The 13036-nt window shown below is 58.8% G+C and carries 13 protein-coding genes and 2 pseudogenes; 7 read left to right on the plus strand and 8 right to left on the minus strand.

Features of this window, described 5'->3' with window-relative positions:
- Nucleotides 1–74: 74 nt before the first annotated feature.
- Nucleotides 75–614, plus strand: a pseudogene (locus tag B9Z50_RS09995) (3-keto-5-aminohexanoate cleavage protein); the annotation flags it as partial.
- 60 nt (nt 615–674) lie between these two features.
- Here B9Z50_RS09995 and B9Z50_RS10000 read toward each other — a convergent pair.
- The 4 genes and pseudogenes from B9Z50_RS10000 to B9Z50_RS10015 all read right to left on the minus strand — a co-directional run.
- Nucleotides 675–1829: an ATP-binding protein gene (locus B9Z50_RS10000; RefSeq protein ID WP_108363913.1), complete on the minus strand. Its 1155-nt coding sequence runs from the start codon at nt 1827–1829 to the stop codon at nt 675–677.
- A 90-nt stretch (nt 1830–1919) separates the two neighbouring features.
- Complete coding sequence (locus B9Z50_RS10005) at nt 1920–2330, minus strand: type II toxin-antitoxin system VapC family toxin (protein WP_108363915.1); 411 nt, start codon at nt 2328–2330, stop codon at nt 1920–1922.
- Complete coding sequence (vapB, locus tag B9Z50_RS10010; protein ID WP_108363917.1) at nt 2327–2563, minus strand: type II toxin-antitoxin system VapB family antitoxin; 237 nt, start codon at nt 2561–2563, stop codon at nt 2327–2329. Before vapB ends, B9Z50_RS10005 begins: the two co-directional genes overlap by 4 nt.
- 111 nt (nt 2564–2674) lie before the next feature.
- Nucleotides 2675–3169: pseudogene (locus B9Z50_RS10015) on the minus strand (methylmalonyl-CoA mutase family protein); the annotation flags it as partial.
- Nucleotides 3170–3273: 104 nt separating this feature from the next.
- Here B9Z50_RS10015 and B9Z50_RS10020 point away from each other — a divergent pair.
- Both B9Z50_RS10020 and B9Z50_RS10025 read left to right on the plus strand, forming a co-directional pair.
- Nucleotides 3274–4290, plus strand: a complete 1017-nt coding sequence (locus B9Z50_RS10020; RefSeq protein ID WP_108364368.1) for a YjgN family protein — start codon at nt 3274–3276, stop codon at nt 4288–4290.
- Nucleotides 4287–5291, plus strand: a complete 1005-nt coding sequence (locus B9Z50_RS10025; protein ID WP_108363919.1) for a M48 family metallopeptidase — start codon at nt 4287–4289, stop codon at nt 5289–5291. The genes B9Z50_RS10020 and B9Z50_RS10025 overlap by 4 nt, the downstream gene beginning before the upstream one ends.
- A gap of 72 nt (nt 5292–5363) precedes the next feature.
- Here the strand turns inward: B9Z50_RS10025 and icmF are convergent, their stop codons facing one another.
- Entirely contained in the window at nt 5364–8654 is a 3291-nt protein-coding gene (gene icmF, locus B9Z50_RS10030) for a fused isobutyryl-CoA mutase/GTPase IcmF (protein WP_108363920.1), read from the minus strand.
- Between the two features lie 191 nt (nt 8655–8845).
- Between icmF and B9Z50_RS10035 the strand changes: the two genes are divergently transcribed.
- Nucleotides 8846–9271 carry a rhodanese-like domain-containing protein gene (locus B9Z50_RS10035; protein WP_108363922.1) on the plus strand — a complete coding sequence of 142 codons (426 nt, stop codon included), beginning with the start codon at nt 8846–8848 and terminating at the stop codon, nt 9269–9271.
- A 25-nt stretch (nt 9272–9296) separates the two neighbouring features.
- Here B9Z50_RS10035 and B9Z50_RS18080 read toward each other — a convergent pair whose 3' ends face one another.
- Nucleotides 9297–9422, minus strand: coding sequence for a hypothetical protein (locus tag B9Z50_RS18080; protein WP_255418370.1), 126 nt, complete (start codon nt 9420–9422; stop codon nt 9297–9299).
- A gap of 75 nt (nt 9423–9497) precedes the next feature.
- Between B9Z50_RS18080 and B9Z50_RS10040 the strand changes: the two genes are divergently transcribed.
- From B9Z50_RS10040 to B9Z50_RS10050, 3 genes are all read left to right on the plus strand, one after another.
- A complete protein-coding gene (locus B9Z50_RS10040) occupies nt 9498–10439 on the plus strand; it encodes a M23 family metallopeptidase (protein ID WP_108363924.1) in 942 nt (313 codons plus the stop codon).
- Between the two features lie 30 nt (nt 10440–10469).
- Nucleotides 10470–10925, plus strand: coding sequence for a polymer-forming cytoskeletal protein (locus tag B9Z50_RS10045; protein WP_108363926.1), 456 nt, complete (start codon nt 10470–10472; stop codon nt 10923–10925).
- Between the two features lie 68 nt (nt 10926–10993).
- Nucleotides 10994–11758 (plus strand): type III pantothenate kinase, encoded by a 765-nt coding sequence (locus B9Z50_RS10050; protein ID WP_108363928.1) that lies wholly within the window; start codon nt 10994–10996, stop codon nt 11756–11758.
- Nucleotides 11759–11773: 15 nt separating this feature from the next.
- Here B9Z50_RS10050 and B9Z50_RS10055 read toward each other — a convergent pair whose 3' ends face one another.
- Nucleotides 11774–12442: a TetR/AcrR family transcriptional regulator gene (locus tag B9Z50_RS10055; protein WP_108363930.1), complete on the minus strand. Its 669-nt coding sequence runs from the start codon at nt 12440–12442 to the stop codon at nt 11774–11776.
- 21 nt (nt 12443–12463) lie between these two features.
- Nucleotides 12464–13024: a phasin family protein gene (locus B9Z50_RS10060; RefSeq protein WP_108364370.1), complete on the minus strand. Its 561-nt coding sequence runs from the start codon at nt 13022–13024 to the stop codon at nt 12464–12466.
- Nucleotides 13025–13036 lie beyond the last annotated feature (12 nt).

The following is a 13036-nucleotide window of genomic DNA, read 5'->3' on the forward strand; positions in this document are numbered from 1 at the left end:
TGTCTTAGCTCCTTTAACCTTAGCGGTAGAGCTCCTGAATCGCCAACTTTGATTGCCTGTTTCAACACTTTGAGCACCAGTGGGAGCGTGAGCACCTGGAAAAGAGCCGCGACTTGGTGTTCAAAAACACCTACAACGACATCGAAACCATTTTGCGTTTGGGCACAGAAAACGGCACCCGCTTCGAGTTTGAGTGCTACGACATCAGCCACCTGTACAACCTGGCGCACTTTCGCGACCGGGGGCTGGTCACGGGGCCTTTGTTTGTGCAGTCGGTGTTTGGCATTTTGGGTGGCATTGGCCCGCACCCCGAAGACCTGATGCACATGCGCCGCACGGCCGACCGCCTGTTTGGCAACGATTACCAGTGGTCGATTTTGGGCGCAGGCAAAGGCCAGATTGCGTTGGCCAGCATCGGTGCGGCCATGGGCTCGAACGTGCGGGTGGGTCTGGAAGATTCGCTGTGGATTGGCCCCGGAAAATTGGCCGAGTCCAGCGCTCAGCAGGTCCAGCGCATCCGCACCGTGCTTGAAGCCCTGAACCTTGAGATCGCCACCCCCGATGAGGCGCGCAGCATGCTGGCGCTCAAGGGTGGGGATCGGGTGAACTTCTGAGGTTCAGTGGGCGTTGACCCAGTTTTCGATGCACAGACTGAGGTGACGCTCAAAATCAACTCAAGGTTTGCTCAGGAGCATGGGGATGTCCAGAGGTGAGACGACTTGGACATCCTTGGCCATGGCCCATCCTTCTTGTACTGGGGCCATGACGTAGGCTTTGTGGACCCCGATGTCCTCGCAGGCCTGCCAAAAGCCTTTGGACACTTTGGGGGCAGACGAAAACTTGATTTCAAACCCAGTGGTTTCACGGCCTGTCTCGACCACCACATCCAGCTCGGCGCCCGCAGCGGTGCGGTAAAAGGAGACGCTTGCACCTGCGGGCAAGTGGTTGCAGATTTGCTCGATACAAAAGCCTTCCCACGATGCGCCTGTGTTGGGGTGGCCCATCAAATCATCGACGTTTCGCATGCCCAGCAGGTAATGCAGCAAACCGCTGTCTCGCACATAGATTTTGGGCGACTTCACCAGCCGCTTGCCCAAGTTGGCATGGAACGGCTCCAGCCGGCGCAGCATGAGCGACTGCACCAAATGGTCCAAATAACGGGTGACTGTGGGTGATGAGACGCCCAAGGACGCTGCGATGCTGGACGCGTTGAACAGCTGGCCATGCAGGTGCGCCACCATGCGCCAAAAGCGCCGCATCAATTCAGGCTCGACGTTGATGCCCAGGCCTGGCAGGTCGGTGTGAAGAAAGTGCCTGACAAAAGCATCGCGCCAGAGCCAGGATGCGTCGTCGTGGGGGGCGGTGTAGCTGCCCGGAAATCCGCCCCGCAACCAAAGGGTTTGAATATCGGGAAAGCTTTGATGCACTTCGCTCAGCAACAGGGGGGCCATGTCCACCAAGGCCAAACGCCCCGCCAGGGATTGCGATTGCTGGAGCAATTTGAACGAGGCTGAACCCAGGATCAGAAACCTGCCAGGGCGCCGGTCTGCATCAATTTCCCCGCGCATGGTGTTGAACAGCTCAGGCGCATTTTGGATTTCATCCAAAACCACCAAGCGGTGGCGGTTGGCTTGAAAAAACACATCGGCTTGGTCGAGCTTGGCGCGTGCTTGGGCGTTTTCCAAGTCAAGGTAAATCGAGTCTGGAAACTCGGCGGCGATTTGCTTGGCCAGTGTGGTCTTGCCGATTTGACGGGCACCCAAAATGGCCACAGCGGGGCTCAAGCCCAACTGCTGGCGGATTTCAAGTGCCGATTTTCTTTCAAACATCCTTGTATTTTAAATATGGCATGTTAAAAATACAAGGATGATTTGAGAACTCTGGCGCTCAAGGGCGCAGATCGGGTGAACTTTCGAGGCTCAGTGGGCGTTGACCCAGTTTTCGATGCGAAGGCCCGTGAACCCTTTGAAATCGGCCTCGTTGTTGGTCACCAAGGTTGTGCCCAGCGACAGGGCGTGCGCAGCGATCAGTTTGTCGAGCGCATCTTTTTGGCGTTCTTTGTGGGCGGCACGCAGCGGCCCATAAATGCGAGCGGCTTGGCCTTCAAAAGGAGCTGCTGGAATGTCTTCGAGCAGGCTGCTCAGCAAAGCCTGGTTGTGGGCCTGCGCATCCCCAGAGCAAGCCACACCGAATTCCAATTCAGCCAGTGTGATGGCCGACATCACCACGTCACCCACGAAGCATTTGGCAAATCGCGCTTGCACTTGCGGTGGCTGGTGCTTCATCAAGTAGATGCAGATATTGGTGTCCAGCATGTACTTGGGTTTCATAAAGCCTCGCGTTCGTTTTCGGTGCTGATGCCTCGACCTTCTGCCATGAAATCGGGTGAAAACCGGGCCAGCTTGCCCAGCACGTCGCCCATGCGCTTGCGGGCCGGGCGAATACGCAATTCGTCGCCGATGCGCTCAATGTCCAGGTCGATGTCCCAGCTGCCGTAGGCCAGCTCGGCCGGAATGCGAACGGCTTGGGAGTTGCCGTTTTTGAAGAGTTTGGTGTTGGCCATGTTTGCCCTCTTTTGGGATGTACGTGTGCATCCTAGCAAAAAAGGGCTGACTTGTACATCCGTGGATGTACAAGTCTTCTGGCTTCATTGGGGATAAAACCGCTGAGTTCCTTACATGTTGCGCCGGTACTGACCACCCACCTCAAACAGCGCGTTGGTGATCTGGCCGAGCGAGCAGACCCGCACCGCGTCCATCAGCACCTCGAACACGTTGCCGTTGTCAATCACCGCTTGCTGCAGGCGTTTGAGCATGGCGGGTGATTCGGCGGCGTGCAAGGCGTGGAAGTCGTTCAGGCGCTTGAGCTGCGACTGCTTTTCTTCTTCGGTCGAGCGGGCCAGCTCCAGGCTTTCCAGCACTTCGTCGCCCTTGGGGTTGCGGAAGGTGTTGACGCCGATGATGGGCAGCTCGCCGGTGTGCTTGAGCATATCGTAGTGCATGGACTCGTCTTGGATCTTGCCGCGCTGGTAGCCGGTTTCCATGGCACCCAGCACGCCGCCACGCTCGGCGATCTTTTCAAACTCGGCCAACACGGCTTCTTCGAGCAATTCGGTCAACTCTTCGATGATGAGGGCACCTTGGCTCGGGTTCTCGTTTTTGGCCGTGCCCTACAGCTAAAAAAATATTTATCGAGAAGCGTATTAAAGAATGCATTTTTAAGATGCAAAATTGCCAGCTCACACCATTTTCATTGTTGAGTGCGGAGGTTTTTGTGGCAGACAGCAAATCGTATCCATTGAGTTTCAACGGTCGCGGCAGCGAATATTTCAAAATCTGGATTGTCAACATCCTGCTGAGCATCGTGACGGTGGGCATTTATTCGGCATGGGCCAAAGTGCGCACCCAGCGATGGTTTTATGGTCACACGGTGCTGGATGGCCAGCCGTTCACTTATCTGGCGACCCCCATGCAGTTGCTCATGGGGCGTTTGATCGCGCTGGTCGTGATCGCGGTTTATGCACTGTCCAGTCATTTCATGCCAGCATTGGCTGTGGCGATCATGTTGGCGCTGCTCATCGCGACCCCTTGGCTGGTGATTGCAGGTTTGCGTTTCAATGCCCGGATGAGTGCTTATCGCGGCATCCGCTTTGACTTCACGGGTGACGTGAAAGAGGCGGCTATTCTTTATCTGTTGTTGCCATTGCTGCTGCCCTTCACGCTCGGCCTGATTCTGCCTTATATGACCTATCGCCAGGTCCGTTTTGTGATTGCACACACCCGCTTTGGGAATACGCCCGCTCAGTACCAAGGGCAGCTCAAACCGTTCTGGCGAATTTATCTGATCGCGCTGGGCATGCTGTTGGTGCCTGCCGCATTGATGGGTGTAGGTGTCCTGCGCGTGGCCTCTAACCCCGAGCTGGGTGCCAGCTTGTTGGGCGTTGGGGTCGTGCTCTTTTATGCCGCCCTACTGATGATTTCCGGCTATGTCATGGCCCGTGTCGGCAATCTGTATTTCAACCACAGTTCGTTGGGTGCGGTGGGTTTCGAAAGCCGTTTGCGCGCACGCAGCCTGATCTGGATTTTTGTCTCCAACGTTTTTCTCTTGGTCATCACTTTGGGGCTCTTTTACCCTTGGGCGCGGGTTCGTCTTGCCCGCTACCGCGCAGCGCAATTGACGGTGCAATCGGCACAAGCTTTGGACATCTTCACCGGTTCGCGTGTGCAAGCTCCGGGCGCAACAGGGTCTGAAATGGCCGATGCCCTGGATGTGGGTGCAGGATTCCTATGAGTGGTTTTGAGGCCGATTATTTCGATGGTCTCAGTGCACGCAACCATTTGGTGCAGCTGACGATCAGCCAGGGTCATCTGCATTGGTCCTCCAACGACGTGGTCGGGTCTGCACCCTTGGATCAGCTGCGCTGGGACCCTGCAGTGGGGCAGACCCATGCCCTCATTCATCTGAGCGATGGTGGTTTGTTTCGGCTTCACGACCGGTCCTTGGGGGCGCACTGGGCGCAGGCCGATGGCATAGGCATGGAGCGATGGGCACGGGTGCTGGAATCGCGCATGCTCTATGCCCTCGGTGCGTTGCTGGTGGCATGCGCCTTGGTGTTTTCAGGCTTGCGCTGGGGAGTGCCAGTAGCCGCTAAAGCTGTGGCCGCTGTCGTTCCGGATGCGCTGGTGCAGATCATGGGGGAGCAAAGCCTGCAGGTTCTGGAGGGTGTGTGGCTGGCCCCATCGAAACTACCCGAGCAGCGGCAGCAGGCCTTGGCGAAGCAGTTGCAGGACTTGTGTGCACGCACGGACTGCCCGCTATACAAGCTCTTGTTTCGGCAAGGCAAGCGCATCGGGGCCAATGCCATGGCGCTGCCGGGCGGGTCGATGGTGGTGACTGATGAGCTGATCTTGCTGGCACAGCACGATGAGGAAATCATGGCCGTGCTGGCGCATGAACTGGGCCACGTACATGCGCAGCATGGTTTGCGTTTGGCACTTCAGTCGCTGGGGGCTGGGGTGATTTTGGTGGCCATCACCGGTGATGTGGGCAGTGTGTCTGATGTGGCTGCGGGTTTGCCTGCCTTGCTGTTGCAAACGGGCTATTCACGGATAATGGAGCGTGAAGCGGATGACTTCGCCTTGGAATGGCTGCAAAGCGTCTGTGTGACGCCGCAACGGTTTTCCGACATCCTGCGACACCTGGACCAACAACCCGGGGAAACCGGTTTGATGGACAGTCACCCAGGCACAGCCGAACGCATGCGTCGATTCAGCCAAGCATCGGCCTGTTGATTTCGGCTAGTTTGTCGCTACCGATTTACATGTGGGTTTGTAGGTCGGCCGCTTCATCGGCGACCTGTTGGTTCACATGTTCCGTCGGTACTGACCGCCCACCTCGAACAAGGCGTTGGTGATCTGGCCCAGGGAGCAGACCCGCACCGCGTCCATCAGCACCTCGAACACGTTGCCGTTGTCGATCACGGCTTGCTGCAGGCGTTTGAGCATGGCAGGGGACTCTTTGGCGTGTTGGGTGTGGAAGTCGTTCAGGCGCTGGAGTTGGCTCTGCTTTTCTTCCTCGGTCGAGCGGGCCAGCTCCAGGCTTTCCAGCACTTCGTCGCCCTTGGGGTTGCGGAAGGTGTTGACGCCGATGATGGGCAGCTCGCCGGTGTGCTTGAGCATCTCGTAGTGCATGGACTCGTCTTGGATCTTGCCGCGCTGGTAGCCGGTTTCCATGGCACCCAACACACCGCCGCGCTCGGCGATTTTTTCAAACTCGGCCAGCACCGCTTCTTCGACCAACTCGGTCAGCTCGTCAATGATGAAAGCACCTTGGTTGGGGTTTTCGTTCTTGGCCAGACCCCATTCGCGGTTGATGATCATCTGGATCGCCATGGCGCGGCGCACCGAGTCTTCGGTGGGTGTGGTGATGGCTTCGTCAAACGCGTTGGTGTGCAGGCTGTTGCAGTTGTCGTAAATCGCAATCAATGCTTGCAGCGTAGTGCGGATGTCGTTGAACTGGATCTCTTGCGCGTGCAGCGAGCGGCCCGAGGTCTGGATGTGGTACTTGAGCTTTTGGCTGCGCTCGTTCGCGCCGTATTTCTCTTTCATGGCCACAGCCCAGATGCGGCGTGCCACACGGCCCAGCACCGTGTATTCCGGGTCCATGCCGTTGCTGAAGAAGAAGGACAGGTTGGGCGCGAAGTCGTCGATGTGCATGCCACGCGCCAGGTAGGCTTCCACAAAAGTGAAGCCGTTGCTCAGTGTGAAGGCCAGCTGGCTGATCGGGTTGGCCCCGGCTTCGGCGATGTGGTAACCCGAGATGGACACGCTGTAGAAATTGCGCACGTCGTGGTGCACAAAGTATTGCGCGATGTCGCCCATCACCTTCAATGAGAACTCGGTCGAGAAGATGCAGGTGTTTTGGCCTTGGTCTTCTTTCAAAATATCGGCCTGCACCGTGCCGCGCACATTGGCCAGCACCCATTCCTTGATTTTTGCAGTCTCGGTTTCGGTGGGCTCGCGGCCGTTCTCGGCTTTGAATTTGTCGATGTTCTGGTCGATGGCCGTGTTCATGAACATGGCCAGGATCGAGGGCGCGGGGCCGTTGATGGTCATCGACACGCTGGTGGTCGGGTTGCACAGGTCAAAGCCCGAGTACAGCACCTTCATGTCGTCGAGTGTGGCCACGTTCACGCCCGAGTTGCCGATCTTGCCGTAGATGTCGGGGCGCAGGTCCGGGTCGTTGCCGTACAGCGTGACCGAGTCGAACGCGGTGGACAGGCGCTTGGCGGGCAGGCCCTCAGACACCAGCTTGAAGCGGCGGTTGGTGCGGAAAGGATCGCCTTCACCGGCGAACATGCGGGTCGGGTCTTCGCCCTCGCGCTTGAAGGCAAAGGTGCCTGCGGTGTAGGGGTAGCTGCCGGGCACGTTGTCCAGCATCAGCCACTTGAGCACTTCACCGTCGTCTTCGTACTTGGGCAACGCGACCTTGCGGATGGTTGTGCCTGAGAGGCTCTTGGTGGTGAGTGCCGTGCGGATTTCCTTGTCGCGGATCTTCACCACGTACTCGTCGCCCGCGTAGGCTTTTTGCATGTCGGGCCATTGGGCCAGCAGCTTGCGGGCCGTGGGGTCTTGCGTTTGCTCGCGGCTCACAGCCAGGTCTATCGCGGCTTCGGCGGCCTTGGCGCGACCGGATTTGCCCACTTCGAGCATGCGTGCCGCAGCACGCAGTTGCTGGATCTCACGGGCCAGGCGCGACTGCTCGATGGCGCGCTTTTTGTAGCCGCGCACCGTGTCACTGATCTCGGCCAAGTAGCGGGTGCGCGAAGACGGCACCACCGGGTTTTGGTGGGTGCTGTAGCGCACATTCACCACCGGCAAACGGCCTTCGGTGGTGTGCATGCCCAGCTCGGCCAAGCGGGTTTTGAGCGCTTGGTACAAGGCGGTCACGCCGTCGTCGTTGAAGCGGGCGGCCATGGTGCCAAACACCGGCATTTGTTCGGTGGGGGTGGTCCAGGCTTCTTTGTTGCGCTGCACTTGCTTGGCCACGTCGCGCAAAGCGTCCGATGCGCCTTTGCGGTCGAACTTGTTGATCGCCACGAATTCGGCGAAGTCGAGCATGTCGATTTTTTCGAGCTGGCTGGCCGCGCCAAATTCGGGCGTCATCACGTACATGGGCACATCCACATGGGGCACGATGGCCGCATCGCCCTGGCCAATGCCCGAGGTCTCGACCACGATCAAGTCAAAGCCCGCCACCTTGCAGGCGGCCACCACGTCGGGCAGGGCGGCCGAAATTTCACTGCCAAAGTCTCGCGTGGCCAGCGAACGCATGAACACACGGGGGCCTTGTGACCAGGGGCTGATGGCGTTCATGCGGATGCGGTCGCCCAAGAGGGCGCCACCGCTCTTGCGGCGCGAGGGGTCGATGGAGATCACGGCCACACGCAGCGCGTCGCCCTGGTCCAGACGCAGGCGGCGGATCAGCTCGTCCGTCAGACTCGACTTGCCTGCACCACCGGTGCCGGTGATGCCCAGCACGGGCACTTTCTTTTGCGCAGCTTGTTCCCGCACAGCTTTGACCACGCTGGCATCGGCCTTGTCGTTTTCTAACGCGGTGATCAGTTGCGCCAGTGCGCGCCAGTTCATCTCGCCGTGGCCTTGAATCGCTGCCACGTCTTTGGGGGCCAGGGGGCTCACGTCTTGGTCGCAGCGCATGACCATCTCGCCGATCATCCCGGCCAAGCCCATTTTTTGGCCGTCTTCGGGGCTGAAAATGCGCACGCCTTTGTCTGCCAAAGCGCGAATTTCGGCCGGCACGATCACGCCGCCACCACCGCCAAACACTTTGATGTGCTCGCCGCCCCGGGCTTTGAGCAGATCGACCATGTAGCTGAAATATTCGTTGTGCCCGCCTTGATAAGAGCTGATGGCGATGCCCTGGGCGTCCTCTTGCAGCGCAGCCGTCACCACCTCGTCGACCGAGCGGTTGTGGCCCAGGTGGATGACTTCGGCGCCCATGCTCTGCAAGATGCGGCGCATGATGTTGATGGCGGCGTCGTGGCCGTCAAACAGGGATGCAGCGGTGACAAATCGCACCTTGTTCGTGGGGCGGTATTCGGCCAAGGCTTTGAATTCAGAGGACAAGTCGGTCATGGGGTGTCTCCGGGTGCAGGCGTTCTTCGCGGTTGAGTTGGGCTCGACTTTGACGTTGACGTAAACGTCAACCAAAACCCGCATCTTAGCCGCTGTGGCCTGTCCTGTCACTGACACCCGGGCAGGCCAGGGCTTTGGTGCAAAAAGCTATCATTCAAGCCCCATTGAAGCCACAACCAGGACGACACGCCATGACCTCTCCCGCCACCCCCCAAACCGCCGCTGCAAACGGTTATGCCGGTGATGTGTCGCCAGAGCAGGCATGGGCTTGGGTGCAGTCGGGCGAGGCAGAGTTGGTCGATGTGCGCACCGATGCCGAGCGGGCTTGGGTGGGTTTTGTGCCCGGCGCGCACGCCTTGGCCTGGAAGCAGTGGCCCGGCATGGCCATGAACCCCGGCTTTGACGCGGGTGTTCAGGCCTTGGGCGCGGAGGGCAAAAAATTGGTGCTGCTGTGCCGCAGCGGCGTGCGCTCAATTGCCGCTGCGCAGCGCGCCACCGAGCTGGGCTTGCAGGCCTACAACATTCTGGAAGGCTTTGAGGGTGACCCGGACGATCAGGCGCACCGGGGCCAAAAGGGCGGCTGGCGTTACCGCGGGCTGCCCTGGCAGCAAAACTGAGTGCGCAGTCGGGTGCTTTAAAGCATCACACGCCAGCCAGCCGATGGGCCTCATCGCGCACTTGGCAACCCGTGGGGCCTTCGGTGCCGATCTGGGCCATGCACACGTCTTGCGCTGCAGGTCTGTGTGACGCCGTGCCCAGATGCTTCATGGTGAATTGACTTAAGGAATACTTTTGGTATAAATAACGTTTTTTTGAATCGGGTTGTGACCTGTTGGAGCACGCATGCAATTGATTTGGGTAGCAGGTCCAGCGGACAAAGTGGTCACACTGTCCATCACCACCCGCACCGTGTTGACCGCCTTGGCCGCCGTGTCCAGCTTTTTGGTGCTCTTGGGGTTTTTGTTCCACTTGATCGGGCTGCGGGTGGCGGTTGAATACGTGCCCGAGTTGGCCCAACGCATGGGTGGCGTGACCAGTCAAAGTGAACAGCAAAGAATGGAGGCTGTTTACCGAGAAAAACTGGAGGTTCTGAATCAGCACCTGAGCGGTGTGTCCGAACGGCTGCACGAGCTCGAAACCATCAAAAACCAGGTTCTCGGCAGGTTGGGCATCGAAAAACTGCTGTCTTTTTCAGGTCCGACCGGGCGTGGTTCCGAGGCTGGCCGGGGTGGCCCCATGAACCTCTTGCCAACCTGGGGCCTTTCTTCCAGAAAATTGAACCACCAACTCGACCAGTCCCTGCGGAAAGTACTCGATTACGACCATGCTATGGCAGACATGCAAGTGAGCTGGCAAAGTGATTTGGGGCGACTGGATCGGTTGCCGACCGCTTTGCCGCTTTCTGGCAACTTTTTGCTAACCAGCTCTTTTGGCGTGCGAAGCGATCCCATCACCCACTTGCCCAGCATGCATGAAGGCATTGATTTTGTGGCGCCGGTGGGCACCCCAGTGCTGGCCACGGCGGCCGGTGTGGTGCTTCGTGCGGAATATGCAGGTGCTTATGGCCACATGGTGGAGGTGGCCCACGCCGACGGTTTCGTGACGCGCTACGCACACCTCAAGACCATCCGGGTCAAACCCCAGGATGTGCTCGAGCGTCATGATGCTGTGGGAACTTTGGGAAATACGGGGCGATCCACTGGACCTCATTTACATTACGAAGTGATTTACAAAGGACGTGCCATGCACCCCGCCAAAGCCTTGGCCGCATGGGCACAGTCCTGACGCTCATGAATTCGACAAAAGGAGACGCGCATGTTTGGCAAAAAGAAAACCGCCCACACCCCCTTGGTGATGAGTCAGGAAAAGTTTGACACCCTGATTGGCCGCCATGCCGAAATCCATGGTTGCCTGCGTTTACAGGAAAGTGTGCGCATCGATGGCAAGGTGGTCGGCAACATTGAAGCCCCCAGAGACTTGGCGATCTCTGTGGTGATTGGCCCCAACGGTGAAGTGCAAGGCGATGTGTTGGCAGGTCGCATCATTGTTGCGGGCAAAGTGGCGGGCAATATCCATGCTTTTGAGCGGGTGGAGTTGATGGCCAGCGCTTTGGTCCAGGGCGACATCAAATACGCTTCTATGGCGGTTGAGCATGGGGCCAGGCTCTTGGGCTTGCTCCTGCAAGTGGATGGGTCTGACACACCCACGCGGTCGGACAAAGATGCCCAAGACGCTATTCGCAAAGCACAAAACGCTGGCATCAACGGCTAAGAGATCGGTCGGGTGAACCGCTGAGCGCCCCGCCCGTTTCGGTGACTGAAATTCATTATCATCGGCAGATGACATTTTTAGCCATCGATGTGGGCAATACGCGCCTGAAATGGGCGCTGTACGACCAACCGAGCCCCCAGGGCCAACTGCTGGCGCACGGCGCCGAATTCCTTGAAAACATCGATCGCCTGTCGGAAGGCCCGTGGTCCAGCTTGCCCAAGCCCGACCAGATGCTGGGCTGCGTGGTGGCCGGTGACGCCATCAAGCGCCGCGTACAAGAGCAAATGGAGTTGTGGGACTTTACGCCCCAGTGGGTGGTGCCCAGTGCGCAGGAGGCTGGCCTGATCAACGGCTACGACCACCCCTCTCGGCTGGGTTCAGACCGCTGGGTGGCCATGATTGGTGCACGTCACCGCATGTTGGCCAGTGGGCAGTTGCGCCCCTTGGTGGTGGTCATGGTTGGCACGGCGGTGACGGTCGAGGCCATCGATGAGCAGGGCCGTTTTCTAGGCGGTCTGATCTTGCCTGGCCACGGCATCATGTTGCGTGCGCTGGAGTCTGGCACCGCCGGTTTGCATGTGCCCACAGGCGATGTCAGGCCCTTTCCGACCAATACCAGTGACGCTCTGACCAGCGGCGGCACCTATGCCATTGCCGGGGCCTGCGAGCGCATGGTGCAGCACCTGCGTGAGCATACCGGTCAAGAGCCCGAGTGCATCATGACCGGTGGTGCAGGCTGGAAAATGGCCCCCAGCATGTCGGTGCGTTTTGAGTTGGTGGACAACCTGATCTTTGATGGTTTGCTGGCGCTGGCCGCGCAGCGTTTTGCCTGAGCCAGAGGTCTGGGCTCAGCGCGTTTCAGGCGCGCTGTAAGCCGCTGTCAATGCCTGCAGGTGCTGTTGAACTTGCTGGTCGGCCATGTAAGGTGTCAACAGCGCCAACACATGCTGAGCCCCCCGTGTCAAAGCCAGTCCGGCGCTGGCTGGCTCCATGGCTTGGCGCGGGTTGCGAACATATTCATAACTGAGCCAATAGGTCACCATCACCGACAGACTGGCCGAGAGGGTCTCGATGTTGTCGGCATCCATGCGCATCAGGCCCACGGCCACCAAGGATTCCAGCATCTGGCGGAAAGCCAAGGTTTTGCGTTCCAGCACCGCATGGAAGTGCGTTTCCAGGTGGCGATTGCCAGACAACAAGTTGTTCAGGTCGCGGTACAAAAAACGGTGGTTCCACACCTGTTCAAACAGCGAGTGCAGGAAAAACCAGGTGTCCTCCACGTCACGCACATCGGGCGCGGCATCGAGCAAAGACAACATGGCCTCTTCGTACTGGTCAAACAGCTGGTTGACCAGGGCGTCTTTGGATGGGAAATGGTAGTAAAGATTGCCCGGGCTGATGCCCAGCTCGGCCGAAATCAGCGTGGTCGAGACATTGGGCTCGCCAAAACGGTTGAACAGCGCCAGCGTCACCTGCGCTATGCGCTCGGCGGTGCGGCGGGGGGCTTTTTTGGCCATGTGCAGCTTGCGTGATGGGAGTCAGGCAGATTTTTTGCGCGAACGCGTGCCGGGTGCAGAAGTCGTGGCAGGAGCTGCAGACGGTGTGCGCGGCTTGGTCAACTTTGAGGTGGCTTTTTTGACCGCGGTGTTTGTTTGGGGTGGGCTGTCGGGGGGAGTCGTCGCGCTGCGACCGGATCGCAAAGCCTGTAACTGAGACTCCAGTTGCGCCACGCGTTCGCTCAGCATCTGGATGTCCAGCAAGGAGGGCATGCCCAGTCGGTGCAAGGCTTTGGCCACGCGGTCTTCAAACAGATGCTCCAATTTGTCCACACGACCCGAAGCGTTGTGCCCAAAGTCGCTGGCCAGATGGCCCAGTCGTTCGGTCGCTTCTTGCAAGCGTTGCTGGGCTTCGGCTTGGCTTTTGCGTTGAAACGCCAGGCCGTCGTTCAGCAAGGCTTCCATGGCTTTGCTGCCTTGCTCCTGTGCTTTGGCCATGGCCCCCAAACCCGCCAGCCACACCTGTTGTGCGGGTGGCGCAAAGGCTTGATTTGTCGGAGGTGTAGGGGCGGCTTGGCTTTTGGACGTCTTCGATGTGGCCATGATCATTTCCTC

Origin of the sequence: Limnohabitans sp. Bal53 (assembly GCF_003063355.1) — a bacterium.
In the GTDB taxonomy this organism is placed as follows: Bacteria; Pseudomonadota; Gammaproteobacteria; order Burkholderiales; family Burkholderiaceae_C; genus Limnohabitans_A.

What these genes read in the sequence shown, in the direction of transcription:
- B9Z50_RS10040 (WP_108363924.1), top strand. Translation starts at nt 9,498, where the DNA reads ATGCAATTGATTTGGGTAGCAGGTCCAGCGGACAAAGTGGTCACACTG.
- B9Z50_RS10060 (WP_108364370.1), bottom strand. Translation starts at nt 13,024, where the DNA reads ATGGCCACATCGAAGACGTCCAAAAGCCAAGCCGCCCCTACACCTCCG.
- vapB (WP_108363917.1), bottom strand. Translation starts at nt 2,563, where the DNA reads ATGGCCAACACCAAACTCTTCAAAAACGGCAACTCCCAAGCCGTTCGC.
- B9Z50_RS10050 (WP_108363928.1), top strand. Translation starts at nt 10,994, where the DNA reads ATGACATTTTTAGCCATCGATGTGGGCAATACGCGCCTGAAATGGGCG.
- B9Z50_RS10035 (WP_108363922.1), top strand. Translation starts at nt 8,846, where the DNA reads ATGACCTCTCCCGCCACCCCCCAAACCGCCGCTGCAAACGGTTATGCC.
- B9Z50_RS10045 (WP_108363926.1), top strand. Translation starts at nt 10,470, where the DNA reads ATGTTTGGCAAAAAGAAAACCGCCCACACCCCCTTGGTGATGAGTCAG.
- B9Z50_RS18080 (WP_255418370.1), bottom strand. Translation starts at nt 9,422, where the DNA reads ATGAAGCATCTGGGCACGGCGTCACACAGACCTGCAGCGCAAGACGTG.
- B9Z50_RS10025 (WP_108363919.1), top strand. Translation starts at nt 4,287, where the DNA reads ATGAGTGGTTTTGAGGCCGATTATTTCGATGGTCTCAGTGCACGCAAC.
- B9Z50_RS10005 (WP_108363915.1), bottom strand. Translation starts at nt 2,330, where the DNA reads ATGAAACCCAAGTACATGCTGGACACCAATATCTGCATCTACTTGATG.
- icmF (WP_108363920.1), bottom strand. Translation starts at nt 8,654, where the DNA reads ATGACCGACTTGTCCTCTGAATTCAAAGCCTTGGCCGAATACCGCCCC.
- B9Z50_RS10055 (WP_108363930.1), bottom strand. Translation starts at nt 12,442, where the DNA reads ATGGCCAAAAAAGCCCCCCGCCGCACCGCCGAGCGCATAGCGCAGGTG.
- B9Z50_RS10000 (WP_108363913.1), bottom strand. Translation starts at nt 1,829, where the DNA reads ATGTTTGAAAGAAAATCGGCACTTGAAATCCGCCAGCAGTTGGGCTTG.